The 17,306-nt window shown below is 55.6% G+C and carries 15 protein-coding genes and 1 pseudogene; 5 read left to right on the top strand and 11 right to left on the bottom strand.

Going from position 1 to position 17,306, the window contains the following annotated elements; translation table 11 throughout:
• Positions 1 to 250: 250 nt before the first annotated feature.
• From PGS10_RS14080 to yobA, 3 genes are read right to left on the bottom strand one after another with little or no spacing between them, the layout of a single operon-like run.
• Positions 251 to 592 (bottom strand): YebY family protein, encoded by a 342-nt coding sequence (locus PGS10_RS14080; protein WP_072251410.1) that lies wholly within the window; start codon positions 590 to 592, stop codon positions 251 to 253.
• 13 nt (positions 593 to 605) lie between these two features.
• Positions 606 to 1,475: a copper homeostasis membrane protein CopD gene (copD, locus tag PGS10_RS14075; protein WP_045390338.1), complete on the bottom strand. Its 870-nt coding sequence runs from the start codon at positions 1,473 to 1,475 to the stop codon at positions 606 to 608.
• Between the two features lie 3 nt (positions 1,476 to 1,478).
• Complete coding sequence (gene yobA / locus PGS10_RS14070) at positions 1,479 to 1,853, bottom strand: CopC domain-containing protein YobA (RefSeq protein WP_045390336.1); 375 nt, start codon at positions 1,851 to 1,853, stop codon at positions 1,479 to 1,481.
• A 134-nt stretch (positions 1,854 to 1,987) separates the two neighbouring features.
• Here yobA and PGS10_RS14065 point away from each other — a divergent pair, with 134 nt between their 5' ends.
• Together PGS10_RS14065 and exoX are read left to right on the top strand one after the other, a co-directional pair.
• Positions 1,988 to 2,218, top strand: a complete 231-nt coding sequence (locus PGS10_RS14065) for a DNA polymerase III subunit theta (RefSeq protein WP_101743564.1) — start codon at positions 1,988 to 1,990, stop codon at positions 2,216 to 2,218.
• Between the two features lie 79 nt (positions 2,219 to 2,297).
• Entirely contained in the window at positions 2,298 to 2,957 is a 660-nt protein-coding gene (gene exoX / locus PGS10_RS14060; protein WP_045390333.1) for an exodeoxyribonuclease X, read from the top strand.
• Positions 2,958 to 2,959: 2 nt separating this feature from the next.
• Here exoX and ptrB read toward each other — a convergent pair whose 3' ends face one another.
• The 3 genes from ptrB to PGS10_RS14045 form a co-directional block, all read right to left on the bottom strand.
• Entirely contained in the window at positions 2,960 to 5,020 is a 2,061-nt protein-coding gene (gene ptrB / locus PGS10_RS14055; protein WP_316423110.1) for an oligopeptidase B, read from the bottom strand.
• A 122-nt stretch (positions 5,021 to 5,142) separates the two neighbouring features.
• Complete coding sequence (locus tag PGS10_RS14050) at positions 5,143 to 5,814, bottom strand: tellurite resistance TerB family protein (RefSeq protein ID WP_316423109.1); 672 nt, start codon at positions 5,812 to 5,814, stop codon at positions 5,143 to 5,145.
• A 105-nt stretch (positions 5,815 to 5,919) separates the two neighbouring features.
• Positions 5,920 to 6,279, bottom strand: a complete 360-nt coding sequence (locus PGS10_RS14045; protein ID WP_316423108.1) for a YebG family protein — start codon at positions 6,277 to 6,279, stop codon at positions 5,920 to 5,922.
• 136 nt (positions 6,280 to 6,415) lie between these two features.
• On the opposite strand from PGS10_RS14045, the gene purT reads away from it, so the two are divergent.
• A complete protein-coding gene (gene purT, locus PGS10_RS14040) occupies positions 6,416 to 7,594 on the top strand; it encodes a formate-dependent phosphoribosylglycinamide formyltransferase (RefSeq protein WP_045390325.1) in 1,179 nt (392 codons plus the stop codon).
• Between the two features lie 54 nt (positions 7,595 to 7,648).
• Here the strand turns inward: purT and PGS10_RS14035 are convergent, their stop codons facing one another.
• From PGS10_RS14035 to zwf, 3 genes are all read right to left on the bottom strand, one after another.
• A complete protein-coding gene (locus PGS10_RS14035) occupies positions 7,649 to 8,290 on the bottom strand; it encodes a bifunctional 4-hydroxy-2-oxoglutarate aldolase/2-dehydro-3-deoxy-phosphogluconate aldolase (RefSeq protein ID WP_047045340.1) in 642 nt (213 codons plus the stop codon).
• A gap of 38 nt (positions 8,291 to 8,328) precedes the next feature.
• Complete coding sequence (edd, locus tag PGS10_RS14030; RefSeq protein ID WP_047066814.1) at positions 8,329 to 10,140, bottom strand: phosphogluconate dehydratase; 1,812 nt, start codon at positions 10,138 to 10,140, stop codon at positions 8,329 to 8,331.
• A 222-nt stretch (positions 10,141 to 10,362) separates the two neighbouring features.
• Entirely contained in the window at positions 10,363 to 11,838 is a 1,476-nt protein-coding gene (zwf, locus tag PGS10_RS14025; protein WP_045390321.1) for a glucose-6-phosphate dehydrogenase, read from the bottom strand.
• 319 nt (positions 11,839 to 12,157) lie between these two features.
• On the opposite strand from zwf, the pseudogene PGS10_RS14020 reads away from it, so the two are divergent.
• Both PGS10_RS14020 and pyk read left to right on the top strand, forming a co-directional pair.
• Positions 12,158 to 13,062 (top strand): annotated as a pseudogene (locus PGS10_RS14020) (MurR/RpiR family transcriptional regulator).
• A 125-nt stretch (positions 13,063 to 13,187) separates the two neighbouring features.
• Positions 13,188 to 14,630 carry a pyruvate kinase gene (gene pyk / locus PGS10_RS14015; RefSeq protein WP_045390319.1) on the top strand — a complete coding sequence of 481 codons (1,443 nt, stop codon included), beginning with the start codon at positions 13,188 to 13,190 and terminating at the stop codon, positions 14,628 to 14,630.
• Positions 14,631 to 14,879: 249 nt separating this feature from the next.
• Here the strand turns inward: pyk and lpxM are convergent, their stop codons facing one another.
• Complete coding sequence (gene lpxM, locus PGS10_RS14010) at positions 14,880 to 15,851, bottom strand: lauroyl-Kdo(2)-lipid IV(A) myristoyltransferase (RefSeq protein ID WP_045390317.1); 972 nt, start codon at positions 15,849 to 15,851, stop codon at positions 14,880 to 14,882.
• 126 nt (positions 15,852 to 15,977) lie between these two features.
• The gene (gene mepM, locus PGS10_RS14005; protein WP_045376156.1) at positions 15,978 to 17,297 is read right to left on the bottom strand and encodes a murein DD-endopeptidase MepM; all 1,320 of its coding nucleotides are present in this window, start codon (positions 17,295 to 17,297) and stop codon (positions 15,978 to 15,980) included.
• Between the last annotated feature and the right edge of the window lie 9 nt (positions 17,298 to 17,306).

Genomic DNA, 17,306 nt, shown 5'->3' with positions numbered 1-17,306 from the left:
CGAACACGATTCCTGTATTCGGTCCAGGGAAATGGCTCTTGGGAGAGAGCCGTGCGCTAAAAGTTGGCATTAATGCAGGCTAAGTCGCCTTGCCTTATAAGAATAGTTGACTGTGTCAGCTTTTCCAGTCCGCGACAAAAGCGGTTGAAAAATTGCTGACAAAATCCGTTGCGCCAACAAAAAACCGCCGCGTTTTTCCACAAGACGCAGGCGGTTTTTTATCTTTAAAACAACGTGATATAGGTAATTATCAGCAGAGCTTTTGCGCTCGTTCGATAAACGGCGCCAGACTCATTTTTTGCCCCGGATGCTGCGGATCGTCAGCCAGGATGATTGAAATCGGCTGCGCGGTAGTCTTACCGGCCTTCACTTCCTGCTCGGCGACATCATTCAGCGGATACTGCACCAGGGTGCTCGGGTTAATCACATAAAGCGCATTACCCGGGCGGCAGGTTAACATCACCTCTTCGCGGGTGAAGGCCCAGTTGTCCTTGCCCACTTCAAAACGGCTCACGGTAATCACCTGTGGCGCCGCCAGCGCGGCGCCTGAGCTTGCCAGTAACAACATTGTCAGAACGATTTTTTTCATCATTTAGCCAGTTAACTCAATTAGGTTGCCAGGTCGCGAACAGGCTGACGGCGAGGATCGCCAGCGCGGCAAGCGCCATTTCCAGCTGTGTAGTGCGTAAAATAGTCCGTTCCGCCCATGCGCCTTCGCCTGACATTCGCGGTACCAGAACATACCTGTTCACCAGCGCAATTGCTACCATCGCGGCGACCAGCGCACATTTGAGCAACAACATCGCTCCCCACGGTGAATCGCCAATCAGCCGCCCCTGTATTAATAGCGTATTGCCAATTCCGCTGGCAATCGCGCCAGCCACGGCCAGATGCCCATAACGTGAAAAACGCATCATGGTGGTTATCGCTACCTGACGCCAGCGCCCGCGCGCCAGCCGCAGGCAATAGACAAATGGCAACAGCCCGCCGGCCCAGGCAGCGACGCAGAACAGATGTAGCGCGTGATTGGTGCGCTGTAACGCGCCGAGCCAACCGTCGTTCATCGCCGCATGCCCCACGCCGGCCATTAACAACAACTGCGCGCAAAATAGCAGTAACAGAAGACGCGCCGGGCGGCGTGGTTTGAGCCACGCCACCGCCAGCGCAATCCACGCCAGCACCATTTGCCAAAGCCAGACGCCGCCGAACTGCGTCCCGATAACAGCCCTCCAGATTGCAGGTCGCCAGACATCCCCCCAGCCATCGGCCATCAACCCGCCTTGTGCCATCAGCATCAAGGTGGCTGAAATAGCGCTAATCATTAGCAGGTAGCGCAGCAAAGGATAAAAACGCTGCATCAGCAGACGACGCAGCGAGGCTGGCGCCCACCATGCGCCGTACAGCGCGCAACCGAAAGCCGTCATCAATGAGATGAAGTGGACAAACCGCAGGCCGACATACACTCCCGTCAGCATGGTTTACTTCACGCTGAAGTGGTATTGCCCTTTGGTCTTATGGCCGTCAACGGAGACCACATGCCACGCTACGGTATACTCGCCCGCCGCCAGCGGTTCAGTCAGCGGCAGCGTTAATTGCGCCTTATTACCGTCGCTGCGGGCCAGCTTGCCGGTAGCGACAGGTTTATTCTGCGGGCCGCTGAGGGTCACACCACTGAAGGAGAGCTCGACGCCTTCACTAAACGTTAACGTGAGCGACTGCGGCGACGCGGAGACCGTCGAATCGGCCGCCGGGATTTGTTGTTGCAGATGAGCATGAGCAAAAGCGCTGGCGGTGGTTAACATAGCGCTGAAAAATACGGCGGCGTATAGCGCGCGTCCGGCGATGTTTCGCATAAACGTCATTCCTTTTTGTTATGTATGTTGGACAGAGAATAACCCTGTATAATGGCATAGTCGAGCTAAGCATCCGGGACTTGCCTTTCAGCGTCACGCTTAGTAACTTTTGCGCCGTAATGAAGGAGGTACTGATGGCAAATAATCTGGCAAAAATTTCGCAAGATGAAATGGACAAGGTCAACGTTGATCTCGCGGCGGCCGGCGTCGCCTTTAAAGAACGCTACAATATGCCGGTCGTTGCCGACCTCGTCGAGCGAGAGCAACCGACTCACCTGCGCGACTGGTTCCGTGAACGTCTGATCGCGCACCGTCTGGCATCCGTGTCACTTTCCCGCCTGCCGTATGAACCGAAAGCAAAATGATTGCTCATTCCTTGAGGATCCCCCCATTGGCATCCGCCGCGCATTCCTTTACGCTGGTGTTTTTGGCGAGGAGTAAGCCATGCTGCGCGTAATCGATACCGAAACCTGCGGTTTGCAGGGCGGCATTGTCGAAATTGCCTCCGTCGATATCATCGACGGCCAGATAACGAATCCCATGAGTCATCTGGTGAGACCTGACCGCCCTATCAGCCCGCAGGCGATGGCTATCCACCGCATCACTGAAGAAATGGTGGCCGATAAGCCCTGGATTGAAGAAATCGTACCGCAATACCAGGGCAGTCCATGGTATGTCGCCCATAACGCCAGCTTTGATCGCCGGGTATTACCGGAAATGAACGGCGAGTGGATTTGTACTATGAAGCTGGCGCGCCGCCTGTGGCCGGGAATTAAGTACAGCAATATGGGGTTGTATAAGTCGCGCAAGCTAAGCGTAGCCACCCCACCGGGTTTGCATCACCACCGCGCGCTGTACGACTGTTATATCACCGCTGCCCTACTGCTGGATATCATGCAGGTTTCCGGCTGGTCACCGGATGAAATGGCCGACATTACCGGCCGACCGGCGCTGCTGACTACCTTTACCTTCGGCAAATATCGCGGCAAAGCGGTGTCGGAAGTGGCGGAAAACGATCCAGGCTATTTACGTTGGCTGTTCAATAACCTGGACCGAATGAGCCCGGAACTGCGGCTGACCCTCAAACACTACCTCGGCGAGTAACGCTACACTTCTACCTTGCCGGGCAAGGTGCCTTGCGCGAGGGCGATTAAAAAGGCGTACTCCAACGCCACGCCCTCGTAGCTTTTAAACCGTCCCGACTTACCGCCATGCCCGGAATCCATGTCGGTACATAACAGCAGCAGATTGTCGTCGGTTTTCAGCTCGCGTAGCTTCGCCACCCATTTTGCGGGTTCCCAGTATTGCACCTGCGAATCATGCAGCCCGGTGGTCACTAACATATGCGGATAAGCCTGGGCTGAGACGCCATCATAGGGGCTATAGCTCTTCATATAGTGATAATAGGTTTCGTCCTGCGGGTTTCCCCACTCCTCAAACTCACCGGTCGTGAGCGGAATAGATTCGTCGAGCATGGTGGTCAGTACGTCAACAAACGGCACCTGCGCCACTACGCCATGGAACAACTCCGGTCGTTGGTTTATCGCCACGCCCATCAGCATGCCGCCGGCGCTGCCGCCCATGCCATAGCATAATTTAGGGTCGCCATATCCCTGCGCCAGCAGCGCATCGCAGACGTCCAGATAATCGTTAAAGGTATTCTTCTTGTTGAGGAATTTGCCGTCTTCATACCACTGCTGGCCAAGTTCGCCGCCGCCGCGAATATGGGCTATTGCAAAGACAAAACCGCGATCCAGCAGGCTCAGACGGCTGGCGCTAAAATCGGCGTCCATGCTGGCGCCGTAAGAGCCATAGCCGTACACCAGTAACGGGTTGACCCCTTTGCGAAAGTGTTCACGGTGATAGACCAGCGATACCGGCACCTCCACGCCGTCACGCGCTGTCACCCACAGATGTTCGCTGCGATAACAGGCAGCGTCAAAGCCCTGCACTTCCTGTTGTTTGATAACCCGCCGCTCGCCGGTATCCATATCCAGCTCAAATAGCGTATCCGGGGTCGTCATCGATGAATAACCATAGCGCAGCCTTGACGTTTCCGGTTCCGGATTATAGGCAAGCCAGGTGACGTAGGCGGGATCGTCAAAGGCGATACCAACCACTTCTCGCGTTTTACGGTTGATCTGCCGCAGGCTGGTCAAGCCCCGCTGGCGTTCCTCGACCACCAGCCAGTCGGTAAACAGGGTAAAACCTTCGAGCATCACGTCAGGACGCGCAGGGATCAACGTCTGCCACTGCCCTTCGTCGCGAAGCACGGTGCGGTAGAGGCCAAAGTTCTTACCTTCGCGATTAGAGCGCAGATAAAACGCGTGCTGATAATGGTCGAGGCTATATTCATGATCCTTGCGTCGCGGCAAAAAGCACACCGGTTCGGCGTCAGGAAGCTCCGGATTAAGGAGTAACACTTCACTGGTGGTGGCGCTGGCAAGATAAATAACCACAAACTGCTGGGAGGTGGTTTTATGCACGCTGACGTAAAACGTGTCGTCTTTCTCTTCGTAGACCAACACATCGTTATCCGCGCTAGTGCCAATGGCATGCCGCCAGACCTGATACGGCAGCAGCGTGGTCGGGTGCTTACGCACATACCACAAAAAACGAGAGTCATTACTCCAGGCAAATCCTGGCGTGACGTTTTCCAGGATCTCAGCCGACCATTCGCCGCTGCTCAGATCCTTAAAACGTAAGCCGTACTGACGGCGGGAAAGATAATCTTCCGCCACCGCCATCAGTTGGTTGTTCGGCGCGACGCCTAATCCGCCGAGAGTATAGAATTCGCTCTTCGCCGCCCGTTGGTTGGCGTCGAGCAAAATCTCCCATTCATCCCACTCTTCTTTGAGCACCGATTGACGTTGGTAAATCGCGTATTCACAGCCTGGTTCATAGACCTGGCGATAGCGGTAGCCATTTTTGCTATAAGGAGCGGAGACCTCCCGCTGCGGAATGCGATCGATGATTTCCTTCAGCACCCGCTCCTGCAGGCTGCTTTGCGTATCCATCACCTTTTTGCCGTAGTCATTTTCCTGATGGAGATACTCCAGCACTTCCGGGCGCGCGCGTTCGTCATCGCGTAGCCAGTAGTAGTTATCGATGCGAGTGTCGCCATGTAGCGTCATGGCGTGGGGGATCCGTTTGGCTTTCGGTAGCATGCGTTATTCTTCTGCGTCTTATTATGGAATCACAAAATCACTCAGGGCGCCGAGCGCCCTGAACGATGTCGTGTCTATAAGGGTGGCAAAAGTGGCCAGCGATGCAAGCGAAATGCTCTCTTTTAAGAATCAAGCGCCTGCTTTTGCGCCTGAACATCGCGTTCTATCTCCTGACGAACGTCCTCAGGCAGCTTGAGCGCATCGCCGAGCGCATCCAGATAGCTGCGCTCCATAAAATGGTCGATATCAATTACCGCGCAGCTGAGGTAGTAGATTTCCAGCGCTTCTTGCCCATCGCGCACGCTTTGCGCCAGCCGCTGCGGGTCGAGCGGCTGGGTTAAAACCCTGTCGATCAACACTCGGCCCTGCACGTCGATGTTCGCCGCGCGCAACTGCTCTTCTATATGCTGACGTTCACGTTCGTCAATATGACCGTCGCTTTTGGCGGCAAAGACTAGCGCGGTAATCAGCCGCTCGCTGCGCGCATCAAGCACAACCGGTTCCTGGGCAACCGCGGTGGATGTCTGCATTGCGATATCCGCCTGCTGACCGCACATTTTTTGCTGATATTTATTCCACAGCACGCTGCCTGCCACCGCGCCGCCGCCAACCAGCAGCGCGCCAGTGCCATATTTCGCCAGCAGCTTGCGCGATGATTTGCTGGCGACCAACAAACCCGCAAGGCCGCCCAATGCGCCGGGCAGCAGGTTTTTAGCGGATGAAGACTTTTCAGCGGAAACGGAATCGCCCTGCTGACCCAGCAGGGACTGAAGTTGATTAAGCCAGTTAGCCATAACATTCCTCATAGCGCGAGATGCGATGCCATCAGCCTAAACGACGAGACGTCAGGAAATGTTATGGCTGGCTAAAGATGCGAAAATTTCCGTTGCGCCCGGTTATCAGGCGGCCTTTGCTTTGCGCGGCTTTTTCGCGGCGCCTTCTTCAGCGGCACCAGTCTGAGCCTCGTCCTCTGTAGGCGCAGACTCCGGCATTTCTGCCGCCGCCTCAGCATGATCTTCTGCTTCCGGCAATTTCCCTGACTTCAGAATGTGGTGTAAGGCGTCTTTGCGCTCGGCCAGCCACATCGACATATTGTCACGCTGAGCTTCATCTAATTCCAGCGGGCACGCGACCAGCCAGTCATTGAGCACCTCAGCCAAATCGAGCATTTTGTCGTAAGCATCGGCCTCTTTTTTGCTGGCAAAAGACATTTTTTCCTCACCTTCACGGATCACGACGTATTTGATTTCAACCGCCATTGTGCAGCCTCTTTATGCTGTATTTATATACAGTATATCAAATTTCGCCGCCGTTCTCAACTTACGCGTATAAAGACAGACGCAAACGTTTTCGTTTATAATGCGCGGCATGTTCTGTTTACGCTGAGAGTAGGTTATGACTTTATTAGGTACCGCGCTGCGCCCCGCGGCCACGAAGGTAATGTTGTTAGGTTCCGGCGAGCTCGGAAAAGAAGTCGCCATTGAATGCCAGCGGCTGGGTATTGAAACCATCGCCGTCGACCGCTATCCCGATGCGCCGGCGATGCAGGTGGCCCATCGTTCGCACGTCATCAACATGCTGCACGGCGACGCGCTGCGTGAACTGATCGCCTTAGAAAGGCCAGATTATATCGTGCCGGAGATCGAAGCCATTGCCACCGACACTCTGGTTGAACTTGAACAAGCCGGGCAAAAAGTGGTGCCAACCGCGCGGGCCGCGAAACTCACCATGAATCGCGAAGGCATTCGCCGGCTGGCGGCAGAAGAACTGCAGATCCCCACCTCTGCCTATCGTTTTGCCGACAGTGAAGAAGGGTTCCGCGCCGCCGTCGCCGAAATTGGTCTGCCTTGTATCGTTAAGCCGGTAATGAGTTCCTCGGGTAAAGGCCAAAGCTTTATCCGCTCGGCTGACCAGCTCAGCGCCGCCTGGCAATACGCCCAACAGGGCGGGCGCGCAGGCGCCGGACGCGTCATCGTCGAAGGGGTGGTAAATTTTGATTTTGAAATTACGCTGCTCACCGTCAGCGCCGTCGACGGCGTCCACTTTTGCGCCCCGGTAGGCCATCGTCAGGAAGATGGCGACTACCGTGAATCCTGGCAGCCGCAGCAGATGAGCGATCTCGCGCTGCAACGCGCGCAGGAGATCGCCCGCAAAGTGGTGCTGGCGCTGGGTGGATATGGGCTCTTCGGCGTTGAATTGTTCGTTTGCGGCGATGAGGTTATCTTCAGCGAAGTCTCCCCTCGCCCACACGATACCGGCATGGTCACTCTGATCTCGCAGGATCTATCGGAATTCGCCCTGCACGTTCGCGCCTTCCTTGGCCTGCCGATCGGCGCCATCCGCCAGTATGGCCCAGCGGCATCGGCGGTGATTTTACCGCAGCTAACCAGTGAGAATGTGACCTTTGGCAATCTGCATGCCGCCGTTGGCGCGGGTCTGCAGTTGCGGCTGTTCGGCAAACCGGAAATCGCCGGCGCGCGTCGCCTGGGCGTTACGCTGGCGGTTGCTGACAACGTCGATGAAGCCATCAGCCGCGCCAAAAACGCTGCCGCCGCGGTTGTCGTGAAGGGATAAAAAAAAGCCCGGTCGCTCACGCGGGCCGGGCTTCTGTCATTTAAGGCGCAGAAATTATTTCGCGCCTTCTACCGCTTCACGAGCCAGCTTAGTGATACGCTCGTAATCGCCAGCCTCCAGCGCGTCGGCCGGAACCAGCCAGGAACCGCCGATACACAGCACGCTGTTCAGCGCCAGGTAATCGCGATAGTTCGCCGGAGAGATACCGCCAGTCGGGCAGAAACGAATGTGACCGAACGGACCCGCAATCGCCTGCAGCGCTTTCACGCCGCCGTTCGCTTCCGCCGGGAAGAATTTGAATTCTTTCAGACCATACTGCATGCCCAGCATCAGTTCGGAAACGGTGCTGATCCCCGGGATCAGCGGGATAGTACCTTCGCCGGTCGCCGCTTTCAGTAGGGACTCGGTCAGGCCCGGGCTAATAGCGAACTGCGCGCCTGCTTCAGTTACGGCTTTCAGTTGCTCAACGTTGGTCACGGTGCCGGCGCCGACAATCGCCTCCGGCACTTCTTTGGCGATAGCGCGGATAGCTTCCAGCGCGCACTCGGTGCGCAACGTGACTTCCAGAACGCGTACGCCGCCTGCAACCAGCGCTTTCGCCATCGGCACCGCGTGTTCCAGCTTTTTCACCACGATAACCGGTACGACCGGGCCGTTAGTCAGGATTGCTTCTGCAGTTGTTTTCCAGTTTTTCATCAGAGTTTTCTCTCGCCAGATCTACAAATCGAATCGTCTTAAAAAGTGATGCAGGTTGCGCCCTGCTCGGCTCCGGAGAGCTTCTCGCGCAGCGCGCCGAACATCTCGCGGCCGGTACCGACCCGCGAACTGCTCAGGTCAGGAATATGCGGCTGGCGGGCGGCCAGTTCGGCTTCATCGACCAGCAGGGTCAACTCGCCGGTCTGCCCGTTAACGCGAATCATGTCGCCATCGCGAACTTTCGCCAGCAAGCCGCCATCGTAGGCTTCAGGAGTAACATGGATGGCTGACGGTACCTTGCCTGATGCGCCGGAAAGTCGACCATCGGTGACCAGCGCAATTTTGAAACGGCGGTCCAATAATACACCAAGTGGCGGCATAAGTTTATGTAATTCTGGCATGCCGTTCGCTTTCGGCCCCTGATGGCGTACAACGACTACGCAATCTTTATCCAACAGTCCCGCTTCAAACGCCGGCAGTACGTCGTGCTGGCTCTCAAAGACGACCGCTGGCGCTTCGATAATCTGGTTCTCAACGGGCACCGCGGAGGTCTTCATTACCGCACGACCGAGGTTACCGCTCAGCACTTTGGTACCGCCATGGCGGGAGAACGGTTTCTCGAAGGTAGCAATGACCTGATCGTCAAGCGGCGCGGTCGCCCCTTCACGCCAGTCCAGTTCGCCGTTATTCAGCCATGGTTCCATGGTGTAACGGGACAGGCCGAAGCCGGCAACCGTGTTGACATCTTCATGCAGCAATCCGCCTTTTAGCAGCTCGCGCACCAGTACCGGCACGCCGCCTGCCGCCTGGAAGTGGTTAATGTCCGCCGGACCGTTTGGATACAGACGCGCCAGCAGCGGCACCACATCAGAAAGATCGGAGAAATCATCCCAGTTAATGATAATGCCCGCCGCGCGCGCCATCGCTACCAGGTGCATCGTATGGTTGGTGGAGCCGCCGGTCGCCAGCAGCGCAACGATACCGTTGACCACCACTTTTTCGTCAATCATTTTACCCAGCGGCATCCACTCATTGCCGTTGCCGGTCATGCGCGTCACCTGACGCGCGGCGGCGCTGGTCAGCGCTTCGCGCAGCGGAGCGTCCGGGTGAACAAACGAGGAACCTGGCAGCTGCATACCCATGAACTCAACCACCATCTGGTTGGTGTTGGCGGTACCGTAGAAGGTACAGGTGCCCGGCGCATGATAAGAGGCGGCTTCGGATTCAAGCAGCGCCATACGGTCAACCTTACCTTCGGCATACAGCTGACGAATACGCACTTTCTCTTTATTCGGCAGACCGCTGGCCATCGGGCCGGATGGAATAAATACCGACGGCAGATGACCGAAGGAGAGCGCCGCCATGGTCAGACCGGGAACAATTTTATCGCATACGCCAAGATACAATGCGCCGTCGAACATGTTATGCGACAGGCCGATGGCGGCGGACATGGCAATCACTTCGCGGCTCAGCAGCGACAGCTCCATGCCATCCTGACCCTGCGTCACGCCGTCACACATTGCCGGTACGCCGCCGGCCACTTGCCCTACCGCATTGGCGGAGTGCAAGGCTTTGCGAATGATATCCGGATAATGTTCATAAGGCTGGTGGGCGGACAACATATCGTTGTAGGAGGTGATAATGGCGATGTTGTTGCGCAACATGCTCTTCAGCGACGCTTTATCTTCTGACTGACAGGCAGCAAAACCGTGCGCCAGGTTACCGCAGGCCAACTGCGAGCGATGGACGGTATCGCTTTTGGCTTGATTAATCCGTGCGAGGTAGGCTGAGCGGGTTTCGCGCGACCGTTCGATAATGCGATTTGTTACCCGTAACATTGTCGAATTCATAGAGGCTCCTCAAAATTTATCTGTCCGGCCACCGCGCGATGACGTCGAAGAATGGTGTAAATGGCACCACCACTGGGGCTCAGGGGCAAAATGTCTACAGGCAGTGTAATAAAAAAAGCCCCGGGGGTGAATCCTCCCGGGGCTTAAAAGATTAAAAATTATGCGCCAGACTGCGCCAGATCATGTTACCGGTAAAATAACTCTCCCGGATTAACGATACACTTACTCGAATTCGTTCCAGGAACGGCCATCGCGGGTGATCATCGCCACCGACGCCACCGGGCCCCAGGTACCTGCCTGGTAAGGCTTCGGCGCGTCGCCGTCGGCCGCCCATGCGCCGGTAATGGAGTCAACCCACTTCCACGCTTCTTCCACTTCATCGCGACGCACGAACAGCGCCTGGATACCGCGCATGGTTTCCAACAGCAGGCGTTCGTAGGCATCCGCCAGGTGAGTTTGATTGAAGGTCTCGGAGTAGCTCAGATCCAGTTTGGTGATCTGCAGATTATGCTTGTGATCGAGGCCTGGAACTTTGTTAAGCACCTGAATATCAACACCTTCATCCGGCTGCAGACGAATGGTTAGTTTGTTCTGCGGCAGCTCCTGCCAGGTCTCTTTGAACAGGTTCAGTTCCGGAGTTTTGAAGTAAACCACCACTTCGGAACATTTGGTCGGCAGACGTTTACCGGTACGCAGGTAGAACGGAACCCCAGCCCAGCGCCAGTTATCGATATCCACGCGGATGGCCACAAAGGTCTCCGTATTACTGGATTTGTTAGCGCCCTCTTCTTCCAGATAGCCCGGTACTTTTTTGCCTTGCGCAAACCCGGCGGTGTATTGACCGCGGACGGTTTTCTCACGCACGTTCGAGCGATCGATTCGGCGCAGCGATTTCAGCACTTTTACTTTTTCATCGCGGATGCTGTCGGCAGTCAGATCCGACGGCGGCGACATGGCGATCATGCACAGGATCTGCAGCAGATGGTTCTGGATCATGTCGCGCATCTGCCCGGCTTGATCGAAATAACCCCAGCGGCCTTCGATACCCACTTCTTCCGCCACGGTGATTTCAACGTGGTCAATGGTGCGGCAGTCCCAGTTATTGACGAACAGGGAGTTAGCAAAGCGCAGCGCCAACAGGTTCAGTACCGTCTCTTTACCCAGGTAATGGTCGATACGGTAAACCTGGCACTCTTCGAAATACTCACCCACCTGGTCATTGATTTCCCGGGAGGTTTCCAGCGAGGTACCGAGCGGTTTTTCCATCACCACCCGCGCGGGTTTGGCATTCAGCTTCGCTTCGCCCAGGCCTTTGCAGATGGCGCCGAAAGTGCTTGGCGGCATCGCGAAGTAGTTAATGGTGACCCGGTTTTCCTGATCCAGCATTTCGCCCAGACGGGTGAAGCCGCTGGTATCGTTGACATCAAGATTACAGAAGTCCAGACGACCGCTCAGGGTATCCCATAAACCTTCGTCGATTTTCTCTTTCATGAAGGTTTCTAACGCTTCACGCACTACTTTGGTGTAAGCGTCTTTATCCCAATCGGCGCGACCAACGCCGATGATGCGGGTTTCAGGGTTAATCTGGCCAGCCTTTTCAAGCTGATACAGGGAAGGCAACAGTTTACGGCGCGCGAGGTCACCTTTCGCGCCGAAAATGACCAGATCGCATGCCTGGGCCGTTTGCGTTACCGCCATGTCATTCTCCTCAGTTGATAGTCTGGTGCTTATGCCAGGCTAAATTTGTAATTTTCTTACGCTGCACTGTACTGTGTTTACGAATTTCCTGAAACCCTTAGCGGTGCTTTCCCGACGTTACCGCACATAGAGGAAAAGCGTTCGCCGACAAATTGGGCATCAGGCTAAGAATGTTCGTTGTTTCGTCTGGTTTTCAGTTAGTAAAATACGACTCTGATCATGTAATGAAAAAAAACGACATTTTTTCTCGTTATTCCTCACCGCTTCTGATTGCGGAGGGGTATATTCTTGCTAAAACGCCTGATGATTTCACCCATTAATGAAATCGTTTCCATTGATGAGCGCCTGTTAACAATGAACATGCTGGAAAAAATCCAGTCCCGACTGGAAAACCTTAGCAAATCTGAACGCAAAGTGGCGGAAGTCATTCTTGCCACCCCGGCGCAGGCCATTCACTCAAGCATAGCGGCCCTGGCGCTGGAAGCCGGCGTCAGCGAGCCGACCGTAAACCGATTTTGTCGCAGTCTTGAAACCCGGGGTTTCCCCGATTTTAAACTGCATCTGGCACAAAGTCTGGCACACGGTACCCTCTATGTTAACCGTAATGTCGATGAAGACGACAGCGTCGAATCCTATACGGCGAAAATTTTCGAATCTGCGATGGCCAGCCTCGATCAGGTACATCATGCGCTGGATATGTCGGCGGTCAACCGGGCAGTCGATCTGCTTACCCAGGCGAAGAAAATCTCCTTCTTCGGTCTGGGGTCCTCAGCCGCCGTCGCGCATGACGCAATGAATAAATTTTTCCGTTTTAACGTCCCGGTCATCTACTCCGACGATATTGTCCTGCAGCGCATGAGCTGTATGAATTGTAACGATGATGACGTGGTGGTCATCATTTCACACACCGGGCGCACCAAAAGCCTGGTTGAACTGGCGCAACTGGCGCGTGAAAACGATGCCATGGTCATTGCCATTACTTCAGCCGGCACCCCGCTGGCGCGGGAGTCGACGCTGGCCATTACTCTGGACGTCCCGGAAGACACCGATATTTATATGCCAATGGTGTCGCGTCTGGCCCAGCTCACGGTAATTGATGTGCTGGCGACTGGCTTCACCCTGCGCCGCGGAGCAAAATTCAGAGATAACTTGAAGAGGGTCAAGGAAGCGCTCAAGGAATCGCGCTTTGATAAAGAACTACTCAGTAGTAGTGATAAACAATAATAGTCATTATAAGTCAGAGACCAATTATGTCCCGGCAGCGTAGCAGTTCCGCCGATTAGCGGATTCGGCGCTACCGAATCCATGTTCACGCAACACCAAAGTTGTTTCAGTCAACGGAGTATTACATGTCCAGAAGGCTTCGCAGAACCAAAATCGTAACGACCTTAGGCCCGGCAACTGACCGCGATAACAACCTCGAAAAGGTTATCGCCGCGGGTGCTAACGTCGTACGCATGAACTTCTCTCACGGTACCCCGGAAGATCACCAGCTCCGCGCAGACAAAGTCCGTGAAATTGCAGCAAAACTGGGCCGTCACGTAGCAATTCTCGGCGACCTGCAGGGGCCGAAAATCCGCGTCTCTACCTTCAAAGAAGGCAAAATTTTCCTTAACATCGGCGACAAATTCCTGCTCGACGCCAACCTCGGCAAAGGCGAAGGCGATAAAGAAAAAGTCGGCATCGACTATAAAGGCCTGCCGGCGGACGTCGTTCCAGGCGATATCCTGCTGCTCGACGATGGTCGCGTGCAGCTGAAGGTCCTGGAAGTACAAGGGATGAAAGTGTTCACCGAAGTTACCGTTGGCGGCCCGCTATCTAACAATAAAGGTATCAACAAACTCGGCGGCGGGCTGTCTGCTGAAGCGCTAACCGATAAAGACAAAGCCGATATCATTACCGCCGCAAAAATTGGCGTTGATTACCTGGCGGTCTCCTTCCCGCGCTGCGGCGAAGACCTGAACTATGCTCGCCGTCTGGCCCGCGACGCTGGCTGCGATGCGAAAATCGTCGCTAAAGTCGAGCGTGCGGAAGCGGTCTGCGACCAGGATGCCATGGACGACGTTATTCTCGCCTCCGATGTGGTGATGGTTGCTCGCGGCGATCTCGGTGTGGAAATCGGCGATCCGGAACTGGTGGGTATCCAGAAAGCGCTGATCCGCCGCGCTCGCCAGCTTAACCGCTCGGTCATCACCGCCACGCAGATGATGGAATCGATGATCACCAATCCGATGCCGACCCGCGCGGAAGTTATGGACGTAGCGAACGCCGTGCTGGACGGTACCGATGCCGTAATGCTGTCCGCAGAAACCGCTGCCGGCCAGTATCCGTCAGAAACCGTTGCCGCGATGGCGCGCGTGTGCCTGGGCGCGGAGAAGATCCCAAGCCTCAACGTTTCTAAACACCGTCTTGACGTCCAGTTCGACAACGTCGAAGAAGCGATTGCCATGTCGGCGATGTATGCGGCCAACCACCTGAAAGGCATTACCGCGATTATCACCATGACCGAGTCCGGCCGCACCGCACTGATGACTTCGCGTATCAGTTCCGGCCTGCCGATTTTCGCCCTCTCCCGTCACGAGCGTACTCTGAACCTGACAGCGCTCTATCGTGGCGTGACGCCGGTACATTTCGACAGCCATAACGACGGCGTTGCCGCCGCGCACGACGCGGTTAACCTGCTGCGTGATAAAGGCTATCTGGTCTCCGGCGACCTGGTGGTCGTCACCCAGGGCGACGTGATGAGCACCATCGGTAGCACCAACACCACCCGTATCCTGACCGTTGAGTAATCATCTTCAGAGACAGGAAAGCCTCCTTACGGAGGCTTTTTTATGCTTGTTATCCTGGTAAATACAGGCATCACAACATGCCGGCGATGGTAGCATACGGAAATGTTTTGTAGGCCCGCGCAAGCGCAGCGCCGCCGGGCAATATCCGCGGATAAGGAGCCGCTTTTGCGCCGGATGGCGGCTGCGCCTTATCCGGCCTACGGTCTGGTAAATGCAGGCGCCGTAGCCCTGCTCAGCGCAGCATACAGCTTACTTCTTCGGAAACAGTTCTTTGCGCTTATAAGGCTCAGTTTCACCCGGCTTACGCGTCTTCAGCAGTTTCAGGATCCAGGTATACTGTTCGGTGTGCGGCCTGACGAAAATCTCAACCTCTTCGTTCATACGGCGCGCAATCGTCGTGTCATCGGCTTCCAGCAGGTCGTCCATCGGCGGGCGCACCAGTACCGTCAGGCGATGCGTTTTACCGTCATACACCGGAAATAGCGGCACTACGCGCGCGCGGCAGACTTTCATCAGACGGCCAATCGCCGGAAGAGTCGCTTTATAAGTCGCGAAGAAATCAACAAATTCGCTGTGCTCGGCGCCGTGATCCTGGTCGGGCAGATAATAGCCCCAGTAGCCCTGGCGCACCGATTGAATAAACGGCTTGATACCATCGTTACGCGCGTGCATCCGCCCGCCAAAACGACGGCGTACGGTGTTCCAGACGTAGTCAAATACCGGATTACCCTGGTTATGGAACATCGCGGCCATTTTTTGCCCGCCTGAAGCCATCAGCATCGCCGGAATATCCACGCCCCAAGCGTGCGGCACTAAAAAGATGACCTTTTCATTATTACGGTGCATCTCGTCAATGATCTCTTTCCCTTGCCAGTCAACGCGGGACATCACGCGCTGCGGATCGCGCATGCCGAGTTCGGCCATCATCACCATTGCCTGCGGAGCAGACATATACATCGCATCGATGATAGCTTCACGCTCTTGTTCGCTTTTTTCCGGGAAGCAGTACAGCAGGTTAATCTGCGCCCGACGGCGGGAGCTTTTTGCCAGACGGCCGACAAAACGCCCGAGTTTTCCGAGAATAGGGTCGCGGAAAGAGGGAGGCGTCAGCGCGATTCCGGCGAAGGCGAAAACGCCCAGCCACGCGCCCCAGTAGCGCGGCAGTAAAAAAGATTTCTCAAATTTGGGGATAAATTCAATGTTATTTTTTTTCGTTTCCATGCCCGGTCCGCAGAAGTTCTGCTTAATCAATAAAGATAATGGCTTAGTTTAGCGACACGTCACTCATCGCACAAAAGAAAAAGCCGGCGCATATCAGGCGCCGGCTTTCAGTGAAGATAATTCAGACTAATCAAAGCGCAGCTGTGGGATAACCTCTTTGGCCTGCGCCAGGTAATCCGTACGGTCGGAACCGGTTAAACCTTCGGTACGCGGCAGTTTCGCCGTCAGCGGGTTAACCGCCTGCTGGTTGATCCAGACTTCATAGTGCAGGTGCGGGCCAGTAGAACGCCCGGTGTTGCCCGACAGCGCGATACGATCACCGCGTTTCACTTTCTGCCCCGGTTTCACCAGCAGCTTACGCAGGTGCATATAGCGGGTGGTATAGGTGCGGCCATGACGCACGGCGACATAGTAACCTGCCGCGCCGCTGCGTTTCGCCACCACCACTTCACCATCGCCGACGGAAAGCACCGGCGTGCCCTGCGGCATAGCGAAGTCAACGCCGCGATGCGGCGCGACGCGCCCGGTCACCGGATTCAGGCGACGCGGGTTGAAGTTAGACGACACGCGGAACTGACGCGAGGTCGGGAAGCGCAGGAAGCCTTTCGCCAGACCCGTACCATTGCGATCGTAGAATTTGCCATCTTCAGCACGGATCGCGTAATAATCTTTGCCATCGGAACGTAAACGCACGCCCAACAGCTGGCTCTGCTCGCGCTTGCCATCAAGCATTTCACGCGACATCAGGACCGAGAATTCATCACCTTTTTTCAGCTTACGGAAGTCCATCTGCCACTGCATCGCTTTGATGACCGCGCTGATTTCCGTACTGGTAAGGCCAGCATCACGGGCGCTGGAGACGAAGCTGGCGCCAACGGTACCTTTCAGGACATTGTTGACCCAATCCCCTTTCTGCAGCTCGCTGCTCATTTTAAAGCCATTGGCGACGCGGTTATAGGTACGCGTCTCGCGGCGCGACATCTCCCACGTCAGGCTTTGCAGGTCGCCATCGGCGGTCAGCGTCCAGGAGAGCTGTTGACCAATTTTAAGGTTGCGCAGCTCTTTATCAGCAGAGGAGAGTTGAGCGATATCGCCCATATCAATACCGTACTGATTAAGAATACTGCTCAGCGTATCGCCGGTGGAAACCACATATTCATGGCCGCCGGAGTCGCTATCGGATTTATCGTCGAGCTCATCCTGCGGGATAGCTTCTTCTTCCTGCGGCGCCTGATCGATCGGTTCAGAGGCTTCCGGCAGCAGAGAGCGGATTTCGCTTTTTTCCAGCTCAATCGTTCTGACGATCGGGGCTGATTCCGGGTGGTAGATGTAGGGCCGCCAGACGGCGACCGCTAAAGTCAGGACGCTCAACGACCCCAGCATAACGCGATGGGGTCGCGGCAAGTTGTTGAATGCCTGAGTGACAGCGCGGGCTATCTGTTGCACGTATTCACT

This window comes from Klebsiella sp. 141153 (genome assembly GCF_032601995.1).
GTDB lineage: Bacteria > Pseudomonadota > Gammaproteobacteria > Enterobacterales > Enterobacteriaceae > Klebsiella > Klebsiella aerogenes.
This window is presented reverse-complemented; position numbering and strand designations above follow the sequence as displayed.